Source organism: Vibrio sp. nBUS_14 (genome assembly GCF_051201655.1).
GTDB lineage: Bacteria > Pseudomonadota > Gammaproteobacteria > Enterobacterales > Vibrionaceae > Vibrio.
On sequence record NZ_CP179206.1, the window covers coordinates 3,235,966 to 3,262,772 of the forward strand.

General features: G+C 41.3%; 17 protein-coding genes, 1 tRNA gene, 1 rRNA gene and 3 pseudogenes. 5 read left to right on the top strand and 17 right to left on the bottom strand.

What is annotated here, in order from left to right:
* Positions 1–261: 261 nt before the first annotated feature.
* The 4 genes from ACMAZD_RS15225 to ACMAZD_RS15240 form a co-directional block, all read right to left on the bottom strand.
* A 16S ribosomal RNA gene (locus ACMAZD_RS15225) occupies positions 262–1,816 on the bottom strand.
* Between the two features lie 693 nt (positions 1,817–2,509).
* A complete protein-coding gene (locus ACMAZD_RS15230) occupies positions 2,510–3,763 on the bottom strand; it encodes an HD-GYP domain-containing protein (protein ID WP_435247819.1) in 1,254 nt (417 codons plus the stop codon).
* Between the two features lie 83 nt (positions 3,764–3,846).
* Complete coding sequence (locus ACMAZD_RS15235) at positions 3,847–4,254, bottom strand: VOC family protein (RefSeq protein ID WP_435247820.1); 408 nt, start codon at positions 4,252–4,254, stop codon at positions 3,847–3,849.
* Between the two features lie 245 nt (positions 4,255–4,499).
* A tRNA-Leu gene (locus ACMAZD_RS15240) sits at positions 4,500–4,584 on the bottom strand.
* 195 nt (positions 4,585–4,779) lie between these two features.
* On the opposite strand from ACMAZD_RS15240, the pseudogene ACMAZD_RS15245 reads away from it, so the two are divergent.
* Together ACMAZD_RS15245 and ACMAZD_RS15250 are read left to right on the top strand one after the other, a co-directional pair.
* Positions 4,780–4,875: pseudogene (locus tag ACMAZD_RS15245) on the top strand (RDD family protein); the annotation flags it as partial.
* An 803-nt stretch (positions 4,876–5,678) separates the two neighbouring features.
* Positions 5,679–5,951 carry a helix-turn-helix domain-containing protein gene (locus ACMAZD_RS15250; protein WP_435247821.1) on the top strand — a complete coding sequence of 91 codons (273 nt, stop codon included), beginning with the start codon at positions 5,679–5,681 and terminating at the stop codon, positions 5,949–5,951.
* 113 nt (positions 5,952–6,064) lie between these two features.
* Here ACMAZD_RS15250 and ACMAZD_RS15255 read toward each other — a convergent pair whose 3' ends face one another.
* Positions 6,065–6,550, bottom strand: coding sequence for a type II secretion system protein (locus ACMAZD_RS15255; RefSeq protein WP_435247822.1), 486 nt, complete (start codon positions 6,548–6,550; stop codon positions 6,065–6,067).
* A gap of 548 nt (positions 6,551–7,098) precedes the next feature.
* On the opposite strand from ACMAZD_RS15255, the gene ACMAZD_RS15260 reads away from it, so the two are divergent.
* Together ACMAZD_RS15260 and ACMAZD_RS15265 are read left to right on the top strand one after the other, a co-directional pair.
* Positions 7,099–7,698: a chromosome partitioning protein ParA gene (locus ACMAZD_RS15260; RefSeq protein WP_435247362.1), complete on the top strand. Its 600-nt coding sequence runs from the start codon at positions 7,099–7,101 to the stop codon at positions 7,696–7,698.
* Positions 7,699–7,714: 16 nt separating this feature from the next.
* Positions 7,715–9,213, top strand: a pseudogene (locus ACMAZD_RS15265) (hypothetical protein).
* A 492-nt stretch (positions 9,214–9,705) separates the two neighbouring features.
* Here ACMAZD_RS15265 and ACMAZD_RS15270 read toward each other — a convergent pair.
* The 7 genes and pseudogenes from ACMAZD_RS15270 to ACMAZD_RS15300 form a co-directional block, all read right to left on the bottom strand.
* On the bottom strand, positions 9,706–10,125 hold the full coding sequence (locus ACMAZD_RS15270; protein ID WP_435247823.1) for a hypothetical protein: 420 nt from the start codon (positions 10,123–10,125) through the stop codon (positions 9,706–9,708).
* A 418-nt stretch (positions 10,126–10,543) separates the two neighbouring features.
* Positions 10,544–12,016 carry a group II intron reverse transcriptase/maturase gene (gene ltrA, locus ACMAZD_RS15275; protein ID WP_435247824.1) on the bottom strand — a complete coding sequence of 491 codons (1,473 nt, stop codon included), beginning with the start codon at positions 12,014–12,016 and terminating at the stop codon, positions 10,544–10,546.
* 692 nt (positions 12,017–12,708) lie between these two features.
* Positions 12,709–12,979 (bottom strand): annotated as a pseudogene (locus ACMAZD_RS15280) (topoisomerase DNA-binding C4 zinc finger domain-containing protein); the annotation flags it as partial.
* Positions 12,980–13,689: 710 nt separating this feature from the next.
* Positions 13,690–16,722: a DNA polymerase gene (locus ACMAZD_RS15285; RefSeq protein ID WP_435247825.1), complete on the bottom strand. Its 3,033-nt coding sequence runs from the start codon at positions 16,720–16,722 to the stop codon at positions 13,690–13,692.
* 54 nt (positions 16,723–16,776) lie between these two features.
* On the bottom strand, positions 16,777–17,241 hold the full coding sequence (locus ACMAZD_RS15290) for a hypothetical protein (RefSeq protein WP_435247826.1): 465 nt from the start codon (positions 17,239–17,241) through the stop codon (positions 16,777–16,779).
* Positions 17,242–17,811: 570 nt separating this feature from the next.
* On the bottom strand, positions 17,812–18,006 hold the full coding sequence (locus ACMAZD_RS15295; protein ID WP_137027067.1) for a hypothetical protein: 195 nt from the start codon (positions 18,004–18,006) through the stop codon (positions 17,812–17,814).
* A 297-nt stretch (positions 18,007–18,303) separates the two neighbouring features.
* Positions 18,304–18,570, bottom strand: coding sequence for a hypothetical protein (locus ACMAZD_RS15300; protein WP_435247827.1), 267 nt, complete (start codon positions 18,568–18,570; stop codon positions 18,304–18,306).
* 267 nt (positions 18,571–18,837) lie between these two features.
* On the opposite strand from ACMAZD_RS15300, the gene ACMAZD_RS15305 reads away from it, so the two are divergent.
* Positions 18,838–19,719, top strand: a complete 882-nt coding sequence (locus ACMAZD_RS15305) for a helix-turn-helix transcriptional regulator (protein ID WP_435249390.1) — start codon at positions 18,838–18,840, stop codon at positions 19,717–19,719.
* Between the two features lie 882 nt (positions 19,720–20,601).
* On the opposite strand, the gene ACMAZD_RS15310 is transcribed toward ACMAZD_RS15305, so the two are convergent.
* The 5 genes from ACMAZD_RS15310 to ACMAZD_RS15330 form a co-directional block, all read right to left on the bottom strand.
* Entirely contained in the window at positions 20,602–21,030 is a 429-nt protein-coding gene (locus tag ACMAZD_RS15310; RefSeq protein ID WP_435247828.1) for a DUF2787 family protein, read from the bottom strand.
* 266 nt (positions 21,031–21,296) lie between these two features.
* Positions 21,297–21,776: a hypothetical protein gene (locus tag ACMAZD_RS15315; RefSeq protein WP_010434987.1), complete on the bottom strand. Its 480-nt coding sequence runs from the start codon at positions 21,774–21,776 to the stop codon at positions 21,297–21,299.
* 50 nt (positions 21,777–21,826) lie between these two features.
* Positions 21,827–22,201 carry a hypothetical protein gene (locus ACMAZD_RS15320; RefSeq protein ID WP_435247829.1) on the bottom strand — a complete coding sequence of 125 codons (375 nt, stop codon included), beginning with the start codon at positions 22,199–22,201 and terminating at the stop codon, positions 21,827–21,829.
* A gap of 102 nt (positions 22,202–22,303) precedes the next feature.
* Positions 22,304–23,530, bottom strand: coding sequence for a tyrosine-type recombinase/integrase (locus tag ACMAZD_RS15325; protein ID WP_435247830.1), 1,227 nt, complete (start codon positions 23,528–23,530; stop codon positions 22,304–22,306).
* Positions 23,531–23,769: 239 nt separating this feature from the next.
* Positions 23,770–25,704 (bottom strand): HAMP domain-containing methyl-accepting chemotaxis protein, encoded by a 1,935-nt coding sequence (locus tag ACMAZD_RS15330; RefSeq protein WP_435247831.1) that lies wholly within the window; start codon positions 25,702–25,704, stop codon positions 23,770–23,772.
* Positions 25,705–26,807: the final 1,103 nt, after the last annotated feature.

Below are 26,807 nucleotides of genomic sequence, written 5' to 3' on the forward strand. Positions count from 1 at the left end.
ATTTCTGATCATTCGAATACAAGACACTTGAATGTGTTTGTTGTGTTTATACCGTTCTTAATAAATAAGAGCAGATAAACATTGAGAACTTTTAAATTTGATTGAATTACTCGTAAGTAATCAATCAGTCAGCTTTCCAAATTGTTAAAGAGCATAAAGCAAAAAGCTTTAATCAATAACTTACGTTATTAATTAAAGCTCTGGCTTTAACTAAATCTAAACCATCAATCTGTGTGGACACTCATCGTGACTATCTTCGTATAAGGAGGTGATCCAGCCCCAGGTTCCCCTAGGGCTACCTTGTTACGACTTCACCCCAGTCATGAACCACAAAGTGGTGAGCGTCCTCCTCGAAAGGTTAAACTACCCACTTCTTTTGCAGCCCACTCCCATGGTGTGACGGGCGGTGTGTACAAGGCCCGGGAACGTATTCACCGTGACATTCTGATTCACGATTACTAGCGATTCCGACTTCATGGAGTCGAGTTGCAGACTCCAATCCGGACTACGACGCACTTTTTGGGATTCGCTCACTATCGCTAGCTTGCTGCCCTCTGTATGCGCCATTGTAGCACGTGTGTAGCCCTACTCGTAAGGGCCATGATGACTTGACGTCGTCCCCACCTTCCTCCGGTTTATCACCGGCAGTCTCCCTGGAGTTCCCACCATTACGTGCTGGCAAACAAGGATAAGGGTTGCGCTCGTTGCGGGACTTAACCCAACATTTCACAACACGAGCTGACGACAGCCATGCAGCACCTGTCTCAGAGCTCCCGAAGGCACACCTGCGTCTCCGCTGGCTTCTCTGGATGTCAAGAGTAGGTAAGGTTCTTCGCGTTGCATCGAATTAAACCACATGCTCCACCGCTTGTGCGGGCCCCCGTCAATTCATTTGAGTTTTAATCTTGCGACCGTACTCCCCAGGCGGTCTACTTAACGCGTTAGCTCCGAAAGCCACGGCTCAAGGCCACAACCTCCAAGTAGACATCGTTTACAGCGTGGACTACCAGGGTATCTAATCCTGTTTGCTCCCCACGCTTTCGCATCTGAGTGTCAATGTCTGTCCAGGGGGCCGCCTTCGCCACTGGTATTCCTTCAGATCTCTACGCATTTCACCGCTACACCTGAAATTCTACCCCCCTCTACAGCACTCTAGTTCACCAGTTTCAAATGCAGTTCCGAGGTTGAGCCCCGGGCTTTCACATCTGACTTAATGAACCACCTGCATGCGCTTTACGCCCAGTAATTCCGATTAACGCTCGCACCCTCCGTATTACCGCGGCTGCTGGCACGGAGTTAGCCGGAGCTTCTTCTGTTGCTAACGTCAAGAGGTAACGCTATTAACGTTACCCCCTTCCTCACAACTGAAAGTACTTTACAACCCGAAGGCCTTCTTCATACACGCGGCATGGCTGCATCAGGCTTTCGCCCATTGTGCAATATTCCCCACTGCTGCCTCCCGTAGGAGTCTGGACCGTGTCTCAGTTCCAGTGTGGCTGATCATCCTCTCAGACCAGCTAGGGATCGTCGCCTTGGTGAGCCATTACCTCACCAACTAGCTAATCCCACCTAGGCATATCTTGACGCGAGAGGTCCGAAGATCCCCCTCTTTGGCCCGTAGGTATTATGCGGTATTAGCCATCGTTTCCAATGGTTATCCCCCACATCAAGGCAATTTCCTAGGCATTACTCACCCGTCCGCCGCTCGACGCCCAACAAATCCTCCGAAGAGTCAATGTTGTCGTTTCCGCTCGACTTGCATGTGTTAGGCCTGCCGCCAGCGTTCAATCTGAGCCATGATCAAACTCTTCAATTTAAAGTTTTGATTACCTAAATTAATAGGTGTGACTCAACGAATACTGACTTCAAAACTATTCTTTATAAATAAAGAGTGTAATTTTAAAGCTATTACCTCTCTCTTCTTAAATAAATAGGAACAGAATGGTAATGAATTGACTGTGCCGCTAGTTGTTTTCACTTTTTAATAAAAAGCAAAACCAAAAAGCATTCGAACTATTTCTAGCTCAGGTCACTCAGCTCATTGAAATCATTGTGTTACCGAAGTAACTGCTATTACGCTCTTTCGAAAAAGAACCAATAACGTTTTGATATTCATCAACGAGTGCCCACACAGATTGATAGGTTTAAATTGTTAAAGAGCTTCACTTGTTGAGCGTTCCTTTTAAGTAAGGAGCCTCTCGAAGTGGACGGTCATTCTAGCGTTTTAATTCTCAGTGTCAAACACTTATTGGGAATTAATTTCTACTTTTTAAAAGTAGGAGCGATTAAACGCTTTAAGCTAGTTGCCTTACCAACATTCTGCGCTGAAGCCTTGTGGCGTCTGCCGTGTCAGTGATGCGGCATTATAGAGATGCCGCTCATATTGGCAAGCATTAAATACGTTTTTTATTGAAAAAAGAGGTTAAGTGAAGACAATTCCACCAAGGGCTTATTTATACTACTTTCAACCCAAGTTTCGAACAGATTACCCACAACACCCTGTGGATAACTACTCGCCATTATCAAAAAAGTAAGATAAACGAGCCCTTGGGTTTAGATATTCTCTAACTTGTTCCGGTAACTTGCTTGGATTAACCGCATTGACAATTTTTATCTCTTTAGTAAAGAGGTCAATGATCGGGGCTTGGGTTCTTGGAACGCTAGGATCATAGATCAGTACATTCGGGTAAAGCATGTGTTTGGCATTAACCGAAATCACGATTCCAATCGATTCATTTGAAAGATGCACGACAGTACCGGGTGGGTACACTCCCATAAACTTAACTAACAAGCTCAAGTTGTCCTTGCTATATAGGTGTTTACAGTTCTTATATAAATGAGAGAGTGCTAAGTAAGGAATCTTTTGTTGGGATTGCGCTTTACCATGGCAAAGGTTATCAAATGCATTAGCTACTGCAACTATCTTGGCAAACTCATCTATGTCTTGCTCTTTTAAGCCTTCAGGATAACCAGAACCATCATTCATCTCATGATGTTGAGCAATCACCTTTTTAGCACGGTCAGGAAAGTTATCAATTCCTGAGACAATATCTGCACCATATTTGGTGTGAAGCTTTAGGTAATTCTCCTCTGGTGGCGTCAGTGCGCTCTGCTTTCTTAATATCGCAACTGGTATTTTGATTTTGCCTATATCGTGGAACAATGCGGCCAATGAAAGATCTTTCAACTTTTGCGTACTGTAGCCTTTGGCTTTACCTATCATTAGCGCAACAACAGAGACATTTAATGTATGAAAATAGAGGTCTTCAAAGTCAGCTTTTGCATTCATGAGATGCAAGGTTACGTTATCGTCACTCACTAGCGTTTCGACAATGTCATCAACAAGAGCCTTAACCTCCCCTACCGCATCTAATGGGCGATTACGGATTTTAGTCATCACTGAACGCATTCGGGCAAGCGAACGTTCGAATTCTTTCTCGCAATGACTCACCCTACGACGGTAAGAACTTAGAGTTTCGATACGCTCATGCTTATCTTTCCACATTATTTCCGCATCAAGACTTACCTGTAAATCAGTATCAAGATCTTGTTCACTCACATGGTTAGCGGGTAAAGGTGATCTATCACTTTGGTTCGGGTTTATATAGACGTGCTTAATCCCAAGATGTCGAATGACCTTTACTTGAGCATCATCTTTGATTTTAAAGCTGTTGAGTAGAAATGGGTGTTCATTCCATTTTACTGGGAGTCGTATATGTAGACCGGGCTGAATGCGATCTACGGTAATCTTTATGCTGCCCATTTTTATATATGATATTGATTATTTATCTCTATTTATAATTCTAATAAAACCAAGCCGTAATTTCACTATCCAATTTCACAGGTTCAACTTAAAGAATCACAATTCACCATCCAACGTATACCGAACTTGTCTTCGACTTTGCCAAACCGGGCGCCCCAAAACGTATCCGCTAGCGGTGTCATTATACGCCCGCCTTGCTTAAGCTTTTCAAAGATGTGTTCCTGAGTCGCGCTATCTTCGGTAACAAGCGAGAGTGCCAGATTGTTACCTTCGAGTTCCTTGGCTTTAACACCATCAGACATCATGAGCTTCATACCGAACGCTTCGAACTCAGCATGCATAATCCAATCAGGTTGAGCTCCCTCTATTACTTGTGGCGCATCACTAAAAAGTTGTTTCGATAAAACCACACCGCCAAAACACTTATGGTAAAAATCCAACGCTTCATTACAACGGCCATCAAAAAACAAATAAGGGGTTACTGTCAGCATGTCTCTCTCCTCTGCTATTCCTTTAAACATAGACAATAGAAGACAGAATGATAGGTAACATTCTGATTTAAGATGATTAATTCACTAGGAATTTGAATTACGAAAGGAAACGGTGAGATTTAGGGAGGAAACATAAAGATCTGACTGATTAATGAAGTATTCCTACCGCCACAGCGAAGGCAACGTTTTCTGCTCTCCAGATACAACAAAGCCCCGACTTGAGTCGAGGCTTTGTCATTTAAATATGGTACCGGTAGGCGGACTTGAACCGCCACGCCCGAAGGCAACGGATTTTGAATCCGTCGTGTATACCAATTTCACCATACCGGCATTATCTTAGGGCATTGCCCTTTCGATGTCTGGCATTATACGTATGCGAACTGATGTGGCAAGTATAAAAACTTGAATTCATGTGTGTTTGCCGATAATTTCGCCACTAAGTCATAAGCTGTGCGTCATGTCTCTTTTCACGCTCAGCCTTAAACTATATTCTGACGCCTAAATTTTTGAAGAAGTAATAACACCATGACATCTACCAACACATTGCCACCAGCAGGAATGATACGCCGATTCGGTGCTTTGTTCTATGACGCCCTTATCGTAATAGCTATTGAAATGATGGAAATGCTACCGCAGAGCTGGCGACGGAATTGATAAACCATATATAGCCCCTCAAACAGTCCTCCAATCGCTTCAACACACTACCTCTTCAAAATCTCGTTGCTTCGGGCGTGACTGTTCAGTACAGGGACACATCAACCATCTCACCTTACTACAGTCTGGCTCATTGCAAACTCCAATCTCGCCTTCAAAGCTAGCTGCTTTTCTTCTTTTGTTTGAATTCCCAAGAATTTTCTTATCAGTGTCATGGTATCTCTTTGCCGCTTCTATGTTTTTTTAGTAAGACATAGCAATTAACGAGCCACAATAATAATTAATACCAATGGGTTTGATGAATTTGATACAAATCTGTGATTCATGACCATCATCGGTAATGCGATCATCTAACCAAGTTGTCAACTAACCACTATCAATCGGCAAATCGAACATTAGAAAATCATGAATAACAAAGGTATGGCAAAGTGAAAAAAAAGCCCACTATCAGGAGCGAAAAAGTGGGCAAAGTGTGGGTGACGTGATGTTATTCCAAGTAAGCAAGTAAACTATATGCATGCAAAGTCACACTAGCAACAGTATTTCTATGATCTATAGCTCGCTTTTGGACATCTATTTGTCAGCGCTTTTTGCTAAATTAGCAAACTACGAATAATCACAGGTATGGCAAATTATGTTTTCAGCAGTGAGCCTGAAGCAAAGACCGCACTGATAGGAAGCTAGGGTAAAGTGCAGGCCAAGAAGATTTACGTTAAACTCGGTTTACTCAACAACCAATGCTAATCTTGCCAGTGCCTAATCTAACAAATATGAATGACCATCTATCTCCTATCAATAAGAACCAAATCCAAAAGCTTATCCGAGAAGAATTAGCGCCGACGTGGTTTGATAGTAAATCAGCGTCACCTGATATGTCTTGGGTAACACCAACGGTACTTGATGTATTATTTTCCGAGTTGATAACGCACACACGTGGCAACCAATCAAAAGCGGCAAGAATTTTGGGTGTCAACAGAGGCAACTTCAGTAAAAAATTAAACCAGATTATAAGCCGAGAATTTGATAGTCATGAGGCACAGTAAGTATCACGCCTATTGGTACTCTGCGGATGGTGCAGAGCTTGCGACAACTCCTAAATTTCTCTCTATAGACTGTGGCCCACACTTACTGTTTCTCAATGATCGAATGAAATTATTCAAAAAATACGTTTAGTGAGGGTTACTTCGCCATTTTCTTCTGAGTAACTCAAATCGAACGGAGCCCTCTTAAATACATATATGCATTTATTTCCTAATCCAGCTCCTACAGGAGCTGGATCATCGTAGTCTTCAGCAGTGAACCCAGAATCTGGCAATAAATTTTCTAAAATTACTTTACAGCCTTGTAATGATTTAATGATTCTAGGATAACCAAATTTATTATAGTGGAGATTATAGATAGTGTATCCCCAGTCACCCTCACGATTTTTAGAAATGTCTGGATTTGGTTCGCCGTCAACTAACCACTTAGCATGAAATAGCGAGACGGCTGATTGAAATGCCCCTTTAAGGTTTGAATATGTTGCACTTCTGGCATCGTCTTGCACATTCATGAATCGAGGTGCTAGGCTTATCGCTAAAACCCCCATGAGGACAGTTACAATAACCAATTCAAACAGCGTAAAGCCACCCATACGTTTCATTATTGACCTTTCATAACGCTAAAAGCGATGTCTACCAATGTACAACCTGTAACATACCAAAAAGTTAGAGGAACGAGAACAAGAACAAGAACAAGAGTATATGTATTGCCGTAATACTTAATCCAAAATTGTTAAGCGTCATGGTTCTTCTCCGCTTACAAATCTCTTGGGATAAGACTGTTCAGGATTACCCTTAGCAAGGAAAGGACATTTTCGAACTAGAAAGTGCCACGAGTAAAAAATCAACCTGAAAAGTTTTTGGACAAAAATGCGTTTAAGAAAATAGAACATTAGCGAAACATGAATAACTAAAAGTATGGAAAGTCATTTAACTTTGTATCCACTGTTGATGGAACAGGCCATTATGGCAATAAACCTGATTAAAACTGCTCGATAAGTACTTGCAATTCTTGTTCTTGGTTCATGCTCGCTTACGATTCATTCTGCCTATCACCACTCCTTATGCTGTCATTAAAATTCTTTATTATTCAGTGAGTTAATTTATCCGTATTCTTTGGTATCTATTTGAAATACTGAGGGAAACAAAAATGAAAAATGGGTTAGTTTGCACTTTATCGGTGATGTTAATTGTAGGATGTAAAGAATCGAATGAGCCAAACGCTGCTGTAGTGGAACAACCGAGTGTCATCTCTCACATAGAGAAAACACCGGAACTAAGTGCAGAATTAAAGGCACAGCCGACCATTGATGATCAACTTAGGCTTCTATATGAGCGTTTTGAATCCATGCTTGACCGCAGCGACTCTCTCACTGGTACTGATGCAAACAATGATGGTATCCGCGATGACATTGAGGCGTTTATCGATGCGTTAGAAGTGACCGAGCCAGTCCGAAAAGCCTTAAAACAAAACGCTCGCTACTCACAAGAAAACCTGTACCACGACTTCTCGAAAAAGACTAAAGCCAATATCGACAAGGCAATGGCGATGGGTAATAGATATAACAAAGTTATCGCCTGTAAGAAGTTTGTTGGCATTCCAGTCAGAGATAGAACAAATACAGGAAAAACCATTAGAGCTCTCACCTACAACACCAAAGCACGCACCATGGCCTACCTTGCTTATAGCCATTTACAAGACGGCGCGATAAGTGCATCCCTGAATGCAGAGGCCAAATATTGTGAATAAACAAGCAATAATACTTATGGCTAGTGCCTTACTTTCCGTTAACGCCAATGCAAATTCCTGTAAAATCGAAGGCTATACCATAGGTTTCTTTAACGGGGTCGCAACAACGATAGACGAAGCCAACGACGGTCGAGATGAATTAGAATCCACTATAGATATCAACCAATACAACGGTGAGTCTGTCGAATACCAGCTTTTCTACAACGATTCTTATATTGAAGGAAGTGGGCTTAACGTACTGGCTGATTTTGCTGAAACCTTTGACCAAAGAACTTACGAGTTAGAGCAGAAACAATTCGACCGGTGGGAGGCCTTTTGGGACATTGTGAGCGGTCGGCAAAACAGCTCTATCATCCAAAAATTCAGCGCCACTTTTGCTTGGTTTGCTGGGTTTGTTCTCGACTTCACAAACCAAACCATCAATGCAACCATCACGACATATTTAAAAGAACTAGCCTCACTTATTGATGCCCCCGAAACCAGCCAAACTAGAATGCAGCATCATCTTTTAAATGACTCTCTTACGTGGAAAGGAAAAAAGCTCATTTACATCGCGCATTCACAAGGGAACTTATGGGTAAACGAATCATACAAGCATGTGACATCTCAATACGGTTACAGTGCCGATAACATTCGCGTCGTTCACATCGCTCCCGCTTCCCCAACCCTTAGCGCGGACAGTGATTATATTTTATCGGCCTCAGACCTTGTGATTAATGGACTTAACTTTACAGGGATAGGCAGCGTTCCGCCTCCCAACACCATGATAGCACCGAGTAAATTAGACTTTTCAGGACACGGACTCATTCCTATTTACCTCACTCACCCCAAATCCATTGAGAAAATCAAAGCGTCGGTCAATACAGCTTTCACCTCTCTTACTAAACCTGAGATGGAAGATTTTTTGTTTAAAATTGAGTTCGATTATAGTGTTAGCTATGACGCACTTCATGATAATCCTGTTTATGAAATTGTTGACGCAAGTAAAACTGACAATTTGGGTTCTTACCTAAATCGTCCTGCTTTTTATCTCAGCCCAGAGAATGATTCTTGGTTCAAGAGGAATGTGGATTCTTATATACAAGATGAAGATAGATTGCCATTTAGAGTTGCGGGCAATGATGTGGTTTTTTTGATACTTGTAAAAGCCCGAACGAGGCAATGAATGACATACCATCGATTCCCTCGCAAGACACTTATATGTTCGTACAATGGCGAAATTTAAAAAGCTTTGAGCGAGGTACATTTAAGGATATTTGGAGGTCGAGAAAGATGACTGATAGATATGGATTGGTAGATGAAAACCCAATAGCGTTTCAAGATATGGACGACGACTATTTCATTTGTGCTGGGGATGGAGATGCCATTGAACTAGAGGCAACACAGCACTTTTATAGTGAAGAACAACGTCAATATTTAGCCACTCAGCATTTATCAGGACGTTATGATGTGTCGGCACGTTATGCAGTACGTTTTCAAAGTTTTCATCCCAATAATCTCTGCCAAGGTCATTGATTGCTAGCTTTGTCAATATAATCAATGCATTATTGAAAAATCTCATCAACTAATCGCTAAATGACTAGGGCATGTTGACCTTTTGCGGTTAATTTTTTTCGAGATAAAAGCGTTTTAATCGCGGCGAGGGGTAAGTAGCCTAGTCATTATAAGCAAATCTTCCTCAACAAAGAATAAAACGCTTTTAGCCGAACCCTACGGGCTGTGTTTGCTGCAAGAATCAGCTCGAAAGATCAACACGCCCTAATAGTATGTAGTCATGATTCAGATAACTATTTTTTAAGGTTATTAAAGTAAAAGGAAGGCAATAGGGTCACATCTTGCGTTTTGCCACACATTACTTTTGATAGGGTAAACATACATTAACAGTATGTGAATGAGTATTTACTCTGACTGATAATGGGGCACTTTCTAGCTAGAAAGCGCCAAGGGTAAAATGCCAAGGGTAAAAATTTATGTTTGTGAAGCCTTTGTACAAAAGCGCGATAGGTGTTACCACCCAGCCTCCATAGGTTGATAATAACTCACCCACTCATCTTTATTTTCTTTTATAATTTCAAGTAGTTCCGAGTATTGAAAGGGAGAAACAAGTTCTTGAGATAAAAGGTATTTGTAAAACTTTTTAAGAACTGTAATTGTTGCCTTTACTGATTCTGGACTCGACCACATTGCTTTTCGAGGAAACCAACCCTCAAAGAAATATCCAATTTCCTCGACACCACCATTTTGAGGCTCAATAATTTCTTCATACAAAAGGTAGTGGTTCACATAGAAATCAAGATTATTAAGGTGCTTAGACACCGTTTTCTTGGACAGTTTTTCACCTTTTAAATGTGATTCAAATTTATCTAGCAATTGATTGTTCTTAACCCTTTGTTGTTCAACTAACAACTCGTACTCTTCGTAGTCCATAAAAATCCCGTCGACGCTATTTTTTATGATGATACAGAAGTTTACATCAAATGGGTTATGTTGAACATGAACGGACACCTAACGCTTATTAGACCAAACTTAGCCGTCTTTCATCCTTCATTAGTGCAACCTTTTTTATATAATTAGCTCATATGACTATCAATAAGTTATACCACATGAAGGGAAGTTAGACTGCAAGATGCCTCCTAATGATGAGAATGAACAATTATCAACTCCATCGAATTAGTTTTAGTAGGGCAAACGCACGCACCCCATATGTGTAGAGTAGTAGCTCTGAACGATTTTGGTCGGGTAGACGACACTTGTTACCAAGTGCCGTCCCCCTAAGAACCCAGCGTGCAACTTTCACTGCACTAGGCTCAAGCCCTCACGAAGGCATCGTTTGATACCCAGCAACTTATAAAGCAGTGAGAATAGGCTCCTTCCAAGAGTTGCGAGCTTGCCTTTTTGACTTTCTCTTAGCCAAGTATTCTTGGTGTTGAGGGTCATATGGTGTCGCTGCACTTCGGATTTTTACATGCCTCTCGATCGGTACTTTGGCTATTTGGAAGAGATTGAACTGGCAATCCATATCCATGACCTTCTGCCAACCATGAAAATGCCATTGGCCTTTTCGATTGACGAAGTATTTAAGGGCCACCCAAGTTTTGGATTTTGTCGGATGACGCCTCACTGCCCAGTGCCATAATGCTAGAAATAGCTTATGACCAACATATCCGAATACCTGTTTAGCCACGCAATGGCGATAATAATTAGCCCAACCCCTTAATTTCGGATTTATCAGTTTGATAAGATCGTTTACAGAGGTTGTTGCATGCTTTTTGATGAGTTCGCGCAGATTACTCAAGAACAGCAATGTGTTAGATTTACTCGGTTTAATGAGCAATTTCCCTTTGTACTTCCTATGGTTGAATCCTAGAAAGTTAAAGCCGTTATCGATGTGTGTAATGTGCGTTTTCTCTTCGGATAATGTTAATCCTCTTTCCGCTAAAAAGTCAGCGATCAACGGTTTAATATCGTTCTCCAACACTTCCTTTGAAGTGCAGGTGACGACGAAATCGTCGGCGTATCCAATGAAATTGGCTCTACTACCCTTTTTGAGGGCCGTAGACTTAATATGCTGCTCAAGTCCAGCAAGAGTCATTAGCATCAAGGTTGGTGATATTATCCCACCTTGTGGTGTTCCCTCATCGGTGCGATAAAACAGACCTTTGTCCATAAAGCCAGATTTTAGCCATTGTTCCAACATTCTCTTATCAATAGCGATGTTATCAAGAAGCCATTGATGGCCGATCTTGTCGAAACAAGCTTTAATATCCCCTTCAAGTACCCATTTAGCTGATTTCTTTAATGCCAAACATTTGAAACACTGCCCAACTGCATCGGCAGTACTGCGATTTGGCCTAAATCCATAACTGTTAGGGTCAGCAAACGTTTCCGATATAGGCTCTAATGCAAGAAGATGGAGGGCTTGTTGCGCTCTGTCTATCATGCATGGAATGCCTAATGGTCTGAGCTTGCCGTTCTTTTTAGGGATGTAGATACGCTTGAGCGGTTGGGCTTTGTACGCCTTTCGACTCAATTGATTAACTGCTTTTATGCGGCGTGCATCTGTGTTCCAGATGACACCATCTATTCCAGGCGTTTTACTACCTTTATTTTGAGATACTCGCCTTACCGCAAGAAGCTTGGCTGAGCGAGAATGAGTTAGTATCCACTGCAAGGCTTTCGCTTTACCGTGTTTACCTTCTCTAGTTGCCTTTGCGATACGCATCTGAAGCTTTAATACATGCGATTCAATAGGTTTCCAGTCGATAGACTGCCATTGAGCACTGTCAGGAGAGGCACTAATCTCTTTAGAAATCATCATTTGCGTTTCTCCTTAAATAAAGTTCTTCAAACTTTCTCGCAACGAAAGACCAGTCGGAAGTGGGCTCACTTTCGTGACCAGACACGGGTCTGTATCTGCATCGTTACAATGCAGCCTTCGCTTTCTCCGACCTCCTTTACCCGCATCGCTATCGGCCACAAGGGCTTTCCCATAGGGAACGATACAGGCTTACCCTGTTCCGTATGTTACGTAAAATGTCAACTTAGATGCCCACTCTAGTGCGGAGAGTACTTTGATCACGAAAGGCCAATGCCCAACTCCTTTCCGACTCTCGTTGCCGTTTTGGCTACAGCGTATTAACCACTTCCGCTGCTTCATCGTATAACGCACCTTACATGGATTCACATTACATTCATCATATTGACTCCCTAGCACTCACCCGAGCTGTGGTTCTCAGGAGGAACATCTTCTCACGATTCCGTTCCCACTCAGCTAACGACTGAGTTTCGTTACATTGTCGGTTCCGCTGCTTTATTCAGGAACCTAGGGTCATCTGGTGATACAGATGGTTCACTCTTGTCGTGGTGAACAACGCTTCATACGACTTCAGGTCGCACGGGCATTTTCAAGTTAGGAAGCACTTCGAGTAAAGCACTTCGAGTAAAGTGATCACCAAGCTATTCTACCCACTCCCTACGATTGCACTTTGCACTTTGCCCTATGCACATATATCAACAATCACAGGTGTAACGACACTTCGGATAAGTCGAACAGCCATAGAAACTCTTACCCGAATTAACTCCCCTTTTAGCAACACGCATCACAAGCCCAGATTGGCAACTAGGGCAAACTCTATGTTCAACTGCCGATACTTTCTCAGATGCAGGTAATAACTAGCTTATGCAGAAAACTACGTCCATCCTCGACCATGTGAACTAATTCACTGCCATTAACCAACCACAAGCGCTTATCAACAGCGAATGCAATCGCTTCAGAAGTGAAAACAATAAATCTACCGTAGATAGATGTTACCCAATCCTAATCAGGGATTAGGCTTTTTTATAACTCACATAGGCTCCTAGGATTTTCAGACTCAATCACCCAACACTCACTACTAGAGTAAATCATATTTAAATCGGACCTCTTAGCAGAGTTATTTATTAGTTTAGTTACGTTCGACGAAAAACAGCATCGTTTTCAAAGTTCTGAGGTGGGATAAGGGCTCTTGGTTTCGGCGGAATTGAAGTTTCTCTTACACCAAATGGTCAGCGTTAAAATCACCAGACTAGACAATCAACTCCCAAGACCACCAATGCATCATTACAGCAAAGCTTCAAGAAACCATGCTTACTGGAAATTTTCCACCATAGTATTGTAGATACAAGGAAATCAGTATCACACGGGACCAAGCATTACAGAAGGTGGAACATTCGCTTACAAACACACCCAGCAATCAAGTTGCCATGATGACCAACTAAGTAGAAACGTTCAGTCCTGTTGCTTTCTTCTCATTTTCATACATATCGCCACCGATCAAGAGGCAACACGACACCGACCAAGATTTAATACTTATCCCACATACATACATGATTAAGGCAGACTATACATTCACCAGACACCGAACCTAAGAGTACAACACCAATCACCACAGAGAAGCGGCTAGAAAGACACGTAGGGTGAATACTTCCAATTTATTTACCCTACGAACCCATTTATAAAGCCAGTTTACTACGTTCAGCTTCCATCAACTTCAACACTTCTGCGTATTCATCTTCCACAAAGAACTTCTCAACTTGCATATCTGGGAACTGATCTTTTACCCACATCAACATAGGAACAAGCTTAGGTGCAGCAGGCAACATATTTTCATACAATTTCCGACCTTTAGAGTTCTCGACATCTTTCTTCGTAATTGGATAACCAGCATCAGTAAACATCTCAGCAATAGCAGCATAAGTGATTCTCTTTCCATCAGAACCAATACGACTCAACCCCCAAGCATCATTAGTTAAAGCAGTCAGGAAATGACGCTTAAAGATACCCTCAGAACTATTGTTCTCGTAATTCTGGCCTTTAACCGTCATAACGGCTTTAATCTTGTAAAAGTCAGTCCAATCATGCCAGTCGTCCATTGTTTTAAGGCAACGAGCATCAATCCGCTTATACTCTTTCGACTTAGCTTGCTCAGCTTCACCAGTCTCATCTTTTGGTTTCTTAGGCGCTTTTCCTTTACGCCACGCATCAAACGTAGAGCGAGCAAGCTGACCTTCATCACTGTTAAGCCAAGGAACAGTATCGAAAGCAAGATGTTCCATTACTTTGCCATCTTTCGGGTTTAGCACTTCCATCATTCGTGGGTTCACTGGTTTGCGCTTAAAATCGAACTCTAGGTTCAGGAACTTGTCCCTCGTGATTTCCACCATATCCAACTCATGCAGATACATGTCTCGCTCAGATACTAAGGAATTGTTAGATATGCGCTGAGAAGGTTCACGATTAAGGAACAGGTCCACCATCCATTGATTTTCATCCTTGCAATTCCTCGGTGGTTTAACTCCAGCTTTAGCTGTAACAGGCTTTTTACGAAGTTCTACTAAATCAGGTCTACTACCATCATTAGGAAGCATTTCAGCGGTTAACTGTCCTCTCGTCTTCATAGCAATGACCTGCTTAACTTGATGCTTCAAAGCCAGCATGTCCTCATCACCAAACTTACGACATAAATCCCGAAAGCGTGAGGTAACGGAAGGATAGGTTTCTCCATCCAGATGGTATTCATTAATAATCATCTGGCTTCCATCTTCTAAATCAGTAAGCATTCCATCTGTAGTAGCACTGTATACAGTCGCATCACCTACGTTAGCCAATAGCTCAGACAAAACGCCTCTTATAAAACCAGTTACATGCGAAGCGAAATAAGAGTTAGTCACAGGTGAGCTGGTAGACGGTCTGCTCAACCCTGTTTTGGTATCAAATTTGTTCCGTTGAAATCCAACCTGCTGGCCAATTTTTCCGTAGAGTGTATTTCCTACGTCTTTAGCGATCTTCTCTTTAAATGTCCCTTTATGCTCTTTCCGAAGCTTACGGATAACCTTGGTAAACGGCTCAAAGACAGGTTCAGCGCCCTCTACCCAAGGAATAATATCGCCATACAGGATTTCAATCTCACATCCCATATTATAAGCGACCGCAATTTCAGGCGCAGTACAGTAAGTCTCACCACTCAATGGGTAATACAAACCATAAGTCTCAGTTCTCACTGGAAGGGATGGAAATCTTATTCCCTCTTTGAATCTGAAACGCACATAAGCAAATCCCATCACATGACCAAGGTAATCTTTAATATTGGTTGATGAAAACGCCCTACGATAATCAACAGGTAATATGTCAACTAACCCCGTGGTATACGCTCCAACCAAATCCCAGTCACTTATCACGCCTTTAGGTGATGGACCATAAACATAGTCCTCATTACGACCACCAAAAAAACAACGTCGAGCTGTCGCTTCATTTCGGTCTCGTTCTCCAGACAATACTAATAGAGACTTAGGAACAGAACGTTTTGACTTGTCATCCCATTTGTACGTGATGACCTCTTCCATACCAAATACTTTATTCAGCGCTAGATTCGGCTTTATCTCGGCTTTTTCCCTCTTTTCGTACAGGTCAGCATAAACATTCTTAAACAGCGCAACGGATAAGTTTCCTAGCGTATTCGGTAGATACTTCAATCTATTACGCGCTTTTCTCTTCCCATTAATATTAGACTCAGGTGCAATGACCTCATTTAACTCATTTAATGCAAACTCTTCTGCGAAACGACCATATTTCACGGCAATTTCTGCATCGGTTATGGCGTAAAGCTCATAGGTTCCTTGGTCATCCCGAAGCAACTCACTCATTCGCTCAATGGAGTAGCCTTTTGGTATTTCCACTTTAGGAATACCAATAGCCTCACCGATAACATCAAGTGATGTCCTCCCAGGAGACAAAAACAATGTATCTTTCAGGTGAATAGAGGTCTTTTCTGGCCTCTTATTATTTCCGGTAAACGTTACTTCTTTCGGTTTATATTGAGATGCGCCAATTGACCTCAAATCCAGTCCGTAGTCCCCTCTAGCATTACTCACCGTAGTCATAGCAGCATCGTGTTTTTTGCTGCCTTTTATATTCCAGTAAGCAGCAAATGACGCTAGATCAGCTCGCATAAAGTGGCAATACACAAAGGTGTTAGCGGGGTACTCATCTATCCATCCATGCCGTTTGGCTCTATTAAGGATCTGGAAGAGGTAATTATTAAACTCGAATCGGTCTTCCTTGGCGGTGCTCTTGGGGTAATCAACGCCTTTATACTCATTACCATCAGGGGTCAGTAAGCAGTACTGATAAGAAAGAATCTTGTTGCACTCATTTTCCTCATCGTATTCCCATTCAGAATCGATTCCGATGTGAACATTGCCACCCTTCGCCTTAAGAAACTTAAATCGACTCTTTCGATCAGTTAGATATTGATCTAGTTCTTGCGACACTTCACCACCAGAGCGAACAGAATCAGATCGTTTCCGTTTCTCTAAATATGCTTTGAGTTCATCAGCACTGTTTTTCTGATTCTCAGGTTCAAAACGGTTATTCCATGTCTCAATCAAGTTATTCAGCTGTGCGGTTTCAGTCGCTCTTTTAGTCGCCTGAACACCTAAAATAGGGGAAAAGGAGGTTGTGTCTGTGATATCTAAATTCGTAGTCATAGTTTTTTTTGTTATCCATAAATTAAAAAGGAGACCCGCCCAATACCAAGTGGATTACCCCAATAACTTCTTCCATTCAGGTTGATAACCTTTCGCCCTTCCGGTCTTCTCCTCTAATGACTTCAATAACTCAGCTTTAATGATCTCACGTTTACCCACGTCACTTTCCGCCACAAAATCAACAATCTGGTCTTTCCTATTCCTTAAGATGAAACCTTCATATGTATTGGTAATCAGCTCTATCGCCATAATTTGCTCTTTTCGAAGAAGATTTCCATTTGGAAGCTCGATAAAGCGGTTACCTTTGACAACCTCACCTTGACTTAATGCATTAACTAACTTTCTAAAGACATCACCAGCTTCCTCAATAGAGTCATACTGTTGAAAATCGATATTCTGAGAATCACTACCAGTCAGTACAATCGTTTCCTCACACAGCAAAGCACCATGTATCGTTTGAATAGATCGCTCATCACCACTTGGAGTTGTAATAAAACCTTTCTTTACCTTCGTTGCCATTTTTTCTTATAGTCCTTATTTAGAGAGAAAAGCATCTTACTACTTTAAAAGAAGCCCACCAGAGTGACATTCGAGAGTAAAGTCATCAACTTGCGACATTTTATACCTATTACCGCAATTCAAAAACCATCTCACACCTTATGTATCAGTGGCTAGAGAGAAACCCTAGAAGTTATATATGGGTAAGGAGATTTAGGCTAAATATTTGTGTTCGTATTTACCCTCCTGAATTTTTTGCTGTGATAGGGCATCAATATTCACTTACCACAACCGTTTCCAATGTATTAGAGGGTAGAATCAACAAGCAAGAATTAACCTGTGATATAGGAACAAGGAATCTTGATGCCAAGACATCGGTATCAAGAAAAATCACCCCTCGATGATTGCACAGGGATATCACGCTCCTAATCTCTTACCCATACGCATCATTTAGGACCACCAGTATACACATTAAAATTCAAACACTTAGTTAAAATCAAATTGCGACCACGAGTTAAAAAGTCGCATCTAAAGTACCAGTGTGTATCGAAAAAAAGAGAAGAAGCAGAGTTACCTCCACTCCTTCAATCATTAGAGAACGTCTAGCTCATCCAGAACACCACCGATTAAGGCTCCACTGACAAACCCGATTGCACCACCAAGGACAACACCCTGAGCCCCAAACCTAGCGCCTAGAGCCGTTCCGTATTGTGCGCCTTTCAATCCGGTTGAAACGCTAGGCTTAAACCATCGTTGTTGAGGCATGATTCGATCATACGCTTTCATCATGATTCTCCTTTCCTATAGATATGAAAAAAGGCCATGCTCAATTAAGAACATGACCCCTTAGATTTTTACCAATACAGCTTTAGTGAGAGTGACCACACACCTGACAGCTACCATCATCATAAGCACGCTCACCACATGCAGGACAGGTTGTAACGAGTGTTGTAATTGATTTAATCGCCATGTTAAGGCTCCTTGTTGTTGGTTGATTGGGTGTTGCGGAGCTCACTGATACCTCAGCCTAGAGAGTTCCAATTTCGAAACTGAGGCATCGTGAGTCAAGCTCCGCAACAAAACTTATTGTGCTTTACCTTTCGGGGTGTCTGAGGTGCATTTCGTCGTATCAGTGACATGACCATTCATGGTTCCACAGACATCCGCTTTCCATTGAACGATGACACCGTAAGACGTTGTATTCTGAATACCTGCTTTACCATTCCATTGCGGCTCTAGCAGTTCTTTCATTTTCGAAATATCAACAGGATTACCACCGAACGTACCACCTGCAAATACTGAAGATGCGAAAAGCGAAGTTAGACCTAGCAGGACAATTGATTTTTTCATTGTTGTTTTTCCTTAAAGACGTAATGACGCCACCGATAAAGACGGCGTTAACGTGATTGATGATTAGTTTAAAGAGGGTTAGGGACAGGGTGTGTCGCTCAGATGTAGAAATATTGAAATGATTGATGAATGCCTTGTAAGACATACCTTGAGATAACTAATGAAAGCTATAGCAATATCAGTAACCTTATGAAAATTAGCTAGAAATAATCAGGTTCTTTCTCAGTGCGACACCACCTGACGAGCGACCTATCTACAATGCGTAGAATGAAAGAGCATGACAAACTAGCGAAACGACTTGGCATCATCCTGACCCGTTTGAATACGGGTGAGAAGTTACATCTAGATGATTTAAGTCGTGAATTTGGAGTAGCAAGGAGGACGTTAAATCGGGACTTCAATGAACGGTTAAATTACCTACCTATACAACGTGACGGTGCTTGTTACTCGTTAGACCCTAAGTTCTTAGGCAGACAGACCAATAACGAGCTATCTCTCCTGCTGTTAAACATGGGATTCGATACTTTGTTTTCGGGTAAGCACTATCTAAGCAATGGCGTATTGAACAATAAAACCACACCACCTTTTCTCTTCAAGAACCCACAAGTCGAGGACATCAGTGAATGTGCTTCGGTGTTCGAGAAACTTATCGAATCGATACAACGACGAAACGTGATCAGCTTTAGCCATGAAGGGAAAACCTACGATGAGTTCCACAGCTACAAACTGTTGAATGAACGTGGATTGTGGTTCATTGTCGGGACACACAGAAACCACCTAGAGTCACTCAGAGTGGCTAAGATTCGTGAGTTAGTGCGTTACGAGGATAAATACTCTCCTGACCCTAGCGTTGAGCAGAAGCTGACTGGTTGCGGATATGAGGATGAACTACTCAATCCCGTTGAAGTTCTTATACAGATGAGCGCTAAAGGCGTGGGAGCTTTCTTAAATGAAGGTAACGCCGATGACTTCCGAGTATTGAAAGAGCTAGATTCAGGGGATGTGTTCATTAGTCACCAAACTAAGAACATTCCAGAGTTAATACGCCAACTTAAAACGTGGCTACCTCATGCAGAGGTGCTCTCACCAGATTGGATACGTTACTTGTTGAAGCAAGAGCTCCAAGCGTATCTAGACTCAACCAAGTAGAAGGCAGTGAGCAGATTGAAGTACGCCGTTGGGTTTGTTGATGGTTCGTTGAGATGAAATGCAACCACCAAGACATAATGTCGTTTCGGTTCTCTGTTGTAGTCGCCCCATGTCATAAAGAAACCACTATGCAGAGGTTTGTAAGCTTTGGATGCTAGATATAGGAACTGGGGTATTTTACGAAACTTCGAACCGATACCAGTTAAGGGAAGACTCAAAACGATGCTGTTTTTCAGCGAACGGTGACTAACTAATAAATAACTGCGCTTTGAGCAGGTTGAATATATAGGGGTATTACTATGAGAACTGATGCTAGAAATCTGCTTCAAATCACTGAATTCAGCCCATATTTGTTTATCGTCGATATTACCAATGTGGCTGTGGTGGTTCTCTTGAGCCAGATAACTTGGTTGTTTTAGCGAGAGTGGTTTTAATGGATTAAACTTGTCATTGAGCTTATAAAGGGCAAGTTTCTATTCCAATCAATGCTTATCTCGGTGTCGTGGTAAAACGCCCGTTCTGACCTTGTTTCTCATACCAAAAGTGAAAATGGCCAAGTTGTCACTCCGAGCTGTAAACATTGAATTAAGGTGCGCTCTTGGCGCTGTAATTAGAACGGATGACTATAGAAAATCTCCGGGGAAGTCGTTCCCAATACCTCTATACGTTACGCGCCATAGCTAAACCTAAACACTCGCTCCCATTGCTTCCAGATAGCAATGGGAGCCTTTAATAACAAAACACCGGCTACCCTAATGAAAAAGGCTTCCCATCACACCATGAGTTACATGGAGCAATAGGAAGCCTTGGTTTCACTAGGAAGTGAGAGGCGGATTTTATGGTCCATACATGGTGCTTTCAACTTGATTCGTTAGTGATGGACTAATCCACCGTGACTTTTACCTCATCAAAGCAGTCCATTCCGATGTAGCTTAGAAAGTTGGTTTCCCACATCGAATAGAACTCAGCGACACTGGATTCAGTAATGGGAACTTCACCCATGTAACGGATGTAAGCCACACCATGACCAAAATCAAAGTCGATTTCTTTCTCAAGTTCAGGCATCAATCCACAGTAACTAAAATCCGTGATGTAATCGAAAACCCATTGATCATTAAGCCTAGTGATACGAACCTCGACAGGGTGGTAGCCACCGTTCTCAGGACTGTATGATTTTTCTCGAAAGTTAATCACGACCGATTGGATCATGGGTGTCCATTTGCCTGATTCGTTGATCACTCGGTTTAAAGTATCTTGAAGATCGACACTGACAGGTAAAGTCAGCTTATTCTTTGAAAAGCATAGTTTCATAATAAATTCTCTTTTAGTTTGTTAGGGATGCACACTTGTGTGGTGCGAGGTATGAAAACTAGGAAATGGCTTGGTTCGAGGTGAGTATTCTGATCTCGTCATTAACTCTTCCAGTGATAACTCAAGAAATTTGAAATCCGTCGAGTAGTGATATCAGTGATGACCGTATTACTCATCGTCCGTTGGTGGTAATTACCTGATGAAGTAAACAAGTTACGACTCATCGACCTAGCAAATTTCTTCTGTCGTCTTACTGTCTAGTAGAGTTATTTTTTCTTAGATGTGGTTTGAGATTTGGTGAGTGCCAGTAATGCACTTTTCTTATCTTCGAAGTCTGTTGAAAGTACATGTAAGTAGCGTGATGAATCCGTTTTTGATGCTAAACCTAAGTCCCTAATTATCACGGAACAGAACGAATGGTTGTTTGCTGAGCCTCCATTAAACAACTGCTTGTACAGCTGACTTTTCCATGGTTTATCTTTCTGCGCTTCTATCAGTTCAAGCATGGCTGTAACGGATAGCCACTCTTTTGAATGAAGTCCTGCGCCACCTTCCTGCCCTGCAATCCTGAAGTAGAGTTGCTTTTCTTCATTATGCAACGCCACTTCGTACAAGACCTTGCCAGTCCCTGCTAGTTTCGATGCTGCACCTGTTAATACGATTTGTTCGAAATGATTAATCTCTTGGCGTTGCTCGTCTTGAGTGTCAGCATTAGGAAAGTCTGGGTCTACTTTGTGTTGGTTCATAGATATTCTCCTGTCGGTAATAATGTGAAATATTGCTGCGTGAGTGACGACTAGCTATCAACCTGGGTCAATAGCGTCTGAATTGGATGGAGCTGAGTGCTGGTGTATCCGGCTAGGTAACAACCTGAGCCATGGTCGTTAAGTACACCTAACGCTATGACCATAGAGCCGATAAGCAGCACGTACTCTGGGTGATTAGTGACGAAATCAATCAGGTACTTGGTCTGTTCATCCATATGATCGAGGTCTTGATTGGTATCGCTCTCATCGAACAAAATCAGGGTGATGCCTATTTCGTCCCAACTTTTCTCCAACTCATTCAAATCGCCATCCGTTACTTCAGTTAAATGTGTCATGAGATTAGCCTTATCAGAGCTAGGTAAATTCAAGCCCATCAATTCCGTAAAAGTTTTTATTACTTGCATGTGTTTTTCCTTGTTCCAGATACGAAAAAGCCCCTACTAGCGAGAGCCAGTAGGGGCATATATGTAATTTTTATATATGTTTGATTTTAAGGTTAAAACTATTTAACTGATGCGGTGCGCCAGCCTTGGAGCTTGTTCTTTCAGTACCGAGGACAATGTATCCGAACTATTGAGCAGCTTTTGTTTGGAGTGTTTTACATACCTTTGGGTGCTACTCAGGTCTTTATGGTTCATTAGACGCTGCACTGTTAAAACATCAACACCGTTCTCTATTAAATTTGTCGCGAAGCTATGACGTGCCACATGAAAACAAACTTCATGAGGGTTCTTGATCCCAGCCCTCTCTTTGATACGCGTAAAAGCATTGCGCGGTTGTGATATGTAGCTTCTCTCCTTTCGACCAAAGAAGATGTATGGATTGCCTTTTTGTCTCATGTTTAATAGCTCCCGGAACAGTTCGACCATAAATGGCGTCAGCGGCACCGTCATACTAGATCCGTTCTTGGTATCAGGAACGAACATGGTTTTATCAATGAGGCTGATATCTTTCCACTTTCGGGTTCGAAGTTCAGAGTCCCTACATCCGGTAAGAAACAGAAGCGCTATGAAGTTTCCAGTCACACGACAATAGTAATCTCGTGATGTACGTATCACTGCGGCTGTTTCTTCCATGGTTAAGTAGCGAGTCCTCATGTTATCTGGATTGATAAGCGACACCTTATCGCCAATGTAGGGTATGTCTAAAAGGCGGTATGCTTCCTTTAGAACAGTTTTCATCAGGGCAATGGTGCGGTCTACAGTGGCTGCTGCGTACTTCTTACCAGGGCGATACTCCGTTGCTAATAGCTTTGCTTGAACTTGATGAAGATGGACGCCAGTTATCTTATCGATAGGTTTAGTATGTAGGTGCTTCCAGTGCTCAAACCTAGCGATATCATCACGCCACGTTTTCTTACCTTTGCTTCTCTTAGAAACAATAAAGGTATCGTGAAAGAAGTCGTATAAGGTCGGTACTTGAGTTTCGACTTGCTTATCCCTTTCAAGTTTAGGGTCGATACCATCGGCAATTTGTACCTTTAACTTACGAGCTTTGTTTCGAACAGTGGGTAAGTCGATATCTGGCCATTGACCGAGTGCAATGCTGGATTTTTTCTTTGAGATTGGCGATATAAACCTTAGTAGGAAGCGCTTCTTACCAGATTTGCCGATAAGCAATTTCAAGCCCTGCACTTCGGTATCAGAGACTTCATTGTTGGTGGATTTAGACCGTCTATCGTGGGGTGGAATATTGTTAAGTTTGGTTGGGGTAAATTTGAATAGTTTACTCATGTGAATACCTCAGTGATTAACTAAGGTATTCATATATATTTTCAAGTTATGAAGGTGCGGGAGACTTTAGTTTGAGGTTGTGATTCGTTTTTCCCAAAAAACCATTCAGAGCTTATACTCTAAAAATTTGGGGCATTGATTCTCCATAATAAAAGTTATCCAAAATCAGCGGGAACTAGTGGAAATGCGGACCAAGAGAACCTCTATCTAGTGCTTTTCTGTTGTAATAACTTATTATTCTAAACTTTAAAGAAATCAAATTCTTTTTTAAGTTCCTCAGTGACAACCTTGACCTCATCACTAGATGAAACTATCTTTTCCATCACTTGAATATTTTCTTTAACCTGGCTGTTTACGTCTTCAAGTTGTTTAGAAATATCAAAAGTAACCGCGCTTTGCTCTTCAGAAGCAGTAGCAACAATAGCATTAACATCTGAAATGTTATCTACATATTTAGAGATTACATCGAATGACTGAACTAGCTGTTGACTGTCTTTCACTGTCGTTTCCATTAATTCAACATTAACTTGCATCGATTCATCAGCTTTTTGGGATTGCTCTTGAAGCTGGGTAATGATTGCCTGTATATCAATAGTTGATTTTTGAGTTTTAGCTGCCAAGGCACGAACCTCGTCAGCAACAACCGCAAAGCCTCGCCCTAGGTCTCCGGCTCTAGCTGCTTCAATTGCCGCGTTTAAAGCAAGTAAATTAGTTTGCTCAGAAATGGTATTGATAACATCAATGACGCTATTAATATTTTCAGTGTGCTCCCTAAGTTCATTTATAGTCTTTTGTGATTCAAGTATTGAGTCTGTAATTAAAGTTGTCGTTTTTCTAGACTTTTCTATCACCAAACGGCTGTCTGAAATGGTATTGCTCGCATCTTTTGCTGCTTGCTCAGCTTTCTGTGCACTATCAGCTACATCTGTCGCGGTTGACGATAGTTCAGTTGAAGCAGTTGCAATTTGCTCTACAGCCGATAGCGAATGTAACGCATTTTCCATACCTAAGTTTACAGCCGATATAGATTCTGTTTGCTTTATTGATACAATGTCAGCCGATGATTTACCCTTTGAGATAACATTGTTTAGAGTATTGGATGTATGCTGTATTGCATTCAACAAGTCACCAATTTCATCTTTTCCACCTTCAACGTTAACTATTAAATCACCTTGAGATATTTGTTTTGCGGCACTAAGTGCTTTTCGAATGGCCCTAGTAATCGCACCGGTTAAAACGTAGGCTAGAATAAGTCCCAATATGATAGCTATGATTGCAATAGTAAGAGTAATAGTTTCACTTGATAAGACATTTGATGTAACTTTCTCACCAATTTCTTTTTGGTCTCGGATTACGGATAGTTTCATATCGTCGAGATTCTTTGCTACTCGGGGGCCTATTGCATCGAGTTTATTTTTAATTAGATTGTTTTTTTGTTCTATTAAAGAATAAACTTCTTTCATCGACTCAGTATAAGATTCGTGTGCTTTTTTAAAGTCACTAAGTAACTTTCTACGTTCAGAGTTTTGCAGTTCAGCGTCTAATGTAATGATAGAACTACGAAGTTTGCCATTCATAAAATCTAACGCTTTCTTGTAGTCATTTTCGATATTAGACTGAAGAAACTTGACTACGTACAAGCGTCCAACAAGCACTTCTTTTTGTACTCTACTTGCATAAAATACAGCTCGTGCATCATTATCCTCATTTGCAGATGTAAGAATATTATCAATGACCAACCTCATGTCTTCTCCCTTGGGAGCCAATGAATTGTTCTCAATCACAGTATGTTGCTTACTTAATTGTACAACTTTTTCAAATGAGTCTTGATAAACACTTATAAGCTGGATTGTCTCCTTTAATAAGGAAGCACGTTCAGGTTTGTTGATCTCAGTTTCTGCACTATTAAGTAGCCTTTTAGTTTTATCAAAATAATCGTGATACTGCTTAAGGTCCTTATCACTCTGTGTTATGAGATAATCCTTTACATTCATACGCACCATCAACATATTAGATTCTAAATTGCTAGATAAGTTAGAGTCTGAAGACAGTTCATTGTATTGAGAAAGGCTACTATCTATTTTCTCTAAGCCATAAAAAGAAAACCCAAAGACTATAGATGTAAGTAACAATATAGAGCCGAAGCTTAGGAATATTTTTGGTGCGAGTTTCAAATTTTGTCCTCAAAAAAACACCCCTCCAGTACAAGTTGATTTGTAGCGTAGAGGGAATAGGTTAGCAATAACTGTTAAGGTAAATTACAAGTCCCTTAAAGTTTTGTTAGAGTTTAAATATAGTGTCCAATAAGTTGTGAGCATTGACTTAAGGCGACTTGAAAATATCGTTTGAGACGTAGCAGATCTACTCTCCCCCGATATGACCATCCTGCGGGATTATAAAGCCTGGAAGTGCAATGTCTATATTTTCTATTAATCCAGCTGCGTCATTCCACCAAGATATTATCAATCAGGGAGAGCATACAGAACCTATAAACCATGTTTCGCCATTGTCTTATCGCAAAAGTTTTAGCTGTGTATCTACCGCGATTAGCGCATCGGGTAATAATTGATAATGATAGTAAATTTTCCCTAATCCTTTAAATAGACTAAGCCTTTTCCTTTGATTTTAAAATTGGTTTTATATGGAAATGATATGTTTATTCCTATAATAATAACTCTCCATGTGAACCCGAATGCACATTTATACCTACTGCCTTATTACATATTCTCATCATGTCTGCTTTACTCAATTTCAACCCATCTAAAAGTTTATTTTAGCCAGTAATACTTGACGATATTTATGAGCCACTAATGTTTCCCATTTTCCGAAACTGATTTTAGTCCAGAAACTTGCTAGACCACCTGAAAGCATCACCATCCGGTACATTTTAAGTTAAGTAGCTCTCCGACTAACATGGGAACTCCTCGGCTGTCTTTTCTCGACATACGACAGTAGCGTGACAGTACCTTTTCGGTTTTGCTGTCTTGAGTATCTAACCATCAAGCTTTGAAGATATTCTAAATTGGAGACACACTAACGCTTTTCGGTTTACCGCTTTGACCGCAGTGACCAGTAAAACTTAGGTTCTGTTTTTGCTGTTCTATGATTAAGTTGGACAGGAAGTTGTCCGTAAGGAAAAGATAAAAGAAATTAAGAAGGAATATTTTGAAGTGTGATGGAGGTTGTATTTTTGCATATTCTGAATGTAGAAAAGCCTCGATAAAAATCGAGGCTTTTCATAAAAATTCTTTATAAATTAGTAACTTAGGAATTTTTG

Coding starts and splice junctions, on each gene's coding strand:
- ACMAZD_RS15230 (WP_435247819.1), bottom strand. CDS start 3,763: ATGGGCAGCATAAAGATTACCGTAGATCGCATTCAGCCCGGTCTACAT.
- ACMAZD_RS15235 (WP_435247820.1), bottom strand. CDS start 4,254: ATGCTGACAGTAACCCCTTATTTGTTTTTTGATGGCCGTTGTAATGAA.
- ACMAZD_RS15250 (WP_435247821.1), top strand. CDS start 5,679: ATGAATGACCATCTATCTCCTATCAATAAGAACCAAATCCAAAAGCTT.
- ACMAZD_RS15255 (WP_435247822.1), bottom strand. CDS start 6,550: ATGAAACGTATGGGTGGCTTTACGCTGTTTGAATTGGTTATTGTAACT.
- ACMAZD_RS15260 (WP_435247362.1), top strand. CDS start 7,099: ATGAAAAATGGGTTAGTTTGCACTTTATCGGTGATGTTAATTGTAGGA.
- ACMAZD_RS15270 (WP_435247823.1), bottom strand. CDS start 10,125: ATGGACTACGAAGAGTACGAGTTGTTAGTTGAACAACAAAGGGTTAAG.
- ltrA (WP_435247824.1), bottom strand. CDS start 12,016: ATGATGATTTCTAAAGAGATTAGTGCCTCTCCTGACAGTGCTCAATGG.
- ACMAZD_RS15285 (WP_435247825.1), bottom strand. CDS start 16,722: ATGACTACGAATTTAGATATCACAGACACAACCTCCTTTTCCCCTATT.
- ACMAZD_RS15290 (WP_435247826.1), bottom strand. CDS start 17,241: ATGGCAACGAAGGTAAAGAAAGGTTTTATTACAACTCCAAGTGGTGAT.
- ACMAZD_RS15295 (WP_137027067.1), bottom strand. CDS start 18,006: ATGAAAGCGTATGATCGAATCATGCCTCAACAACGATGGTTTAAGCCT.
- ACMAZD_RS15300 (WP_435247827.1), bottom strand. CDS start 18,570: ATGAAAAAATCAATTGTCCTGCTAGGTCTAACTTCGCTTTTCGCATCT.
- ACMAZD_RS15305 (WP_435249390.1), top strand. CDS start 18,838: ATGAAAGAGCATGACAAACTAGCGAAACGACTTGGCATCATCCTGACC.
- ACMAZD_RS15310 (WP_435247828.1), bottom strand. CDS start 21,030: ATGAAACTATGCTTTTCAAAGAATAAGCTGACTTTACCTGTCAGTGTC.
- ACMAZD_RS15315 (WP_010434987.1), bottom strand. CDS start 21,776: ATGAACCAACACAAAGTAGACCCAGACTTTCCTAATGCTGACACTCAA.
- ACMAZD_RS15320 (WP_435247829.1), bottom strand. CDS start 22,201: ATGCAAGTAATAAAAACTTTTACGGAATTGATGGGCTTGAATTTACCT.
- ACMAZD_RS15325 (WP_435247830.1), bottom strand. CDS start 23,530: ATGAGTAAACTATTCAAATTTACCCCAACCAAACTTAACAATATTCCA.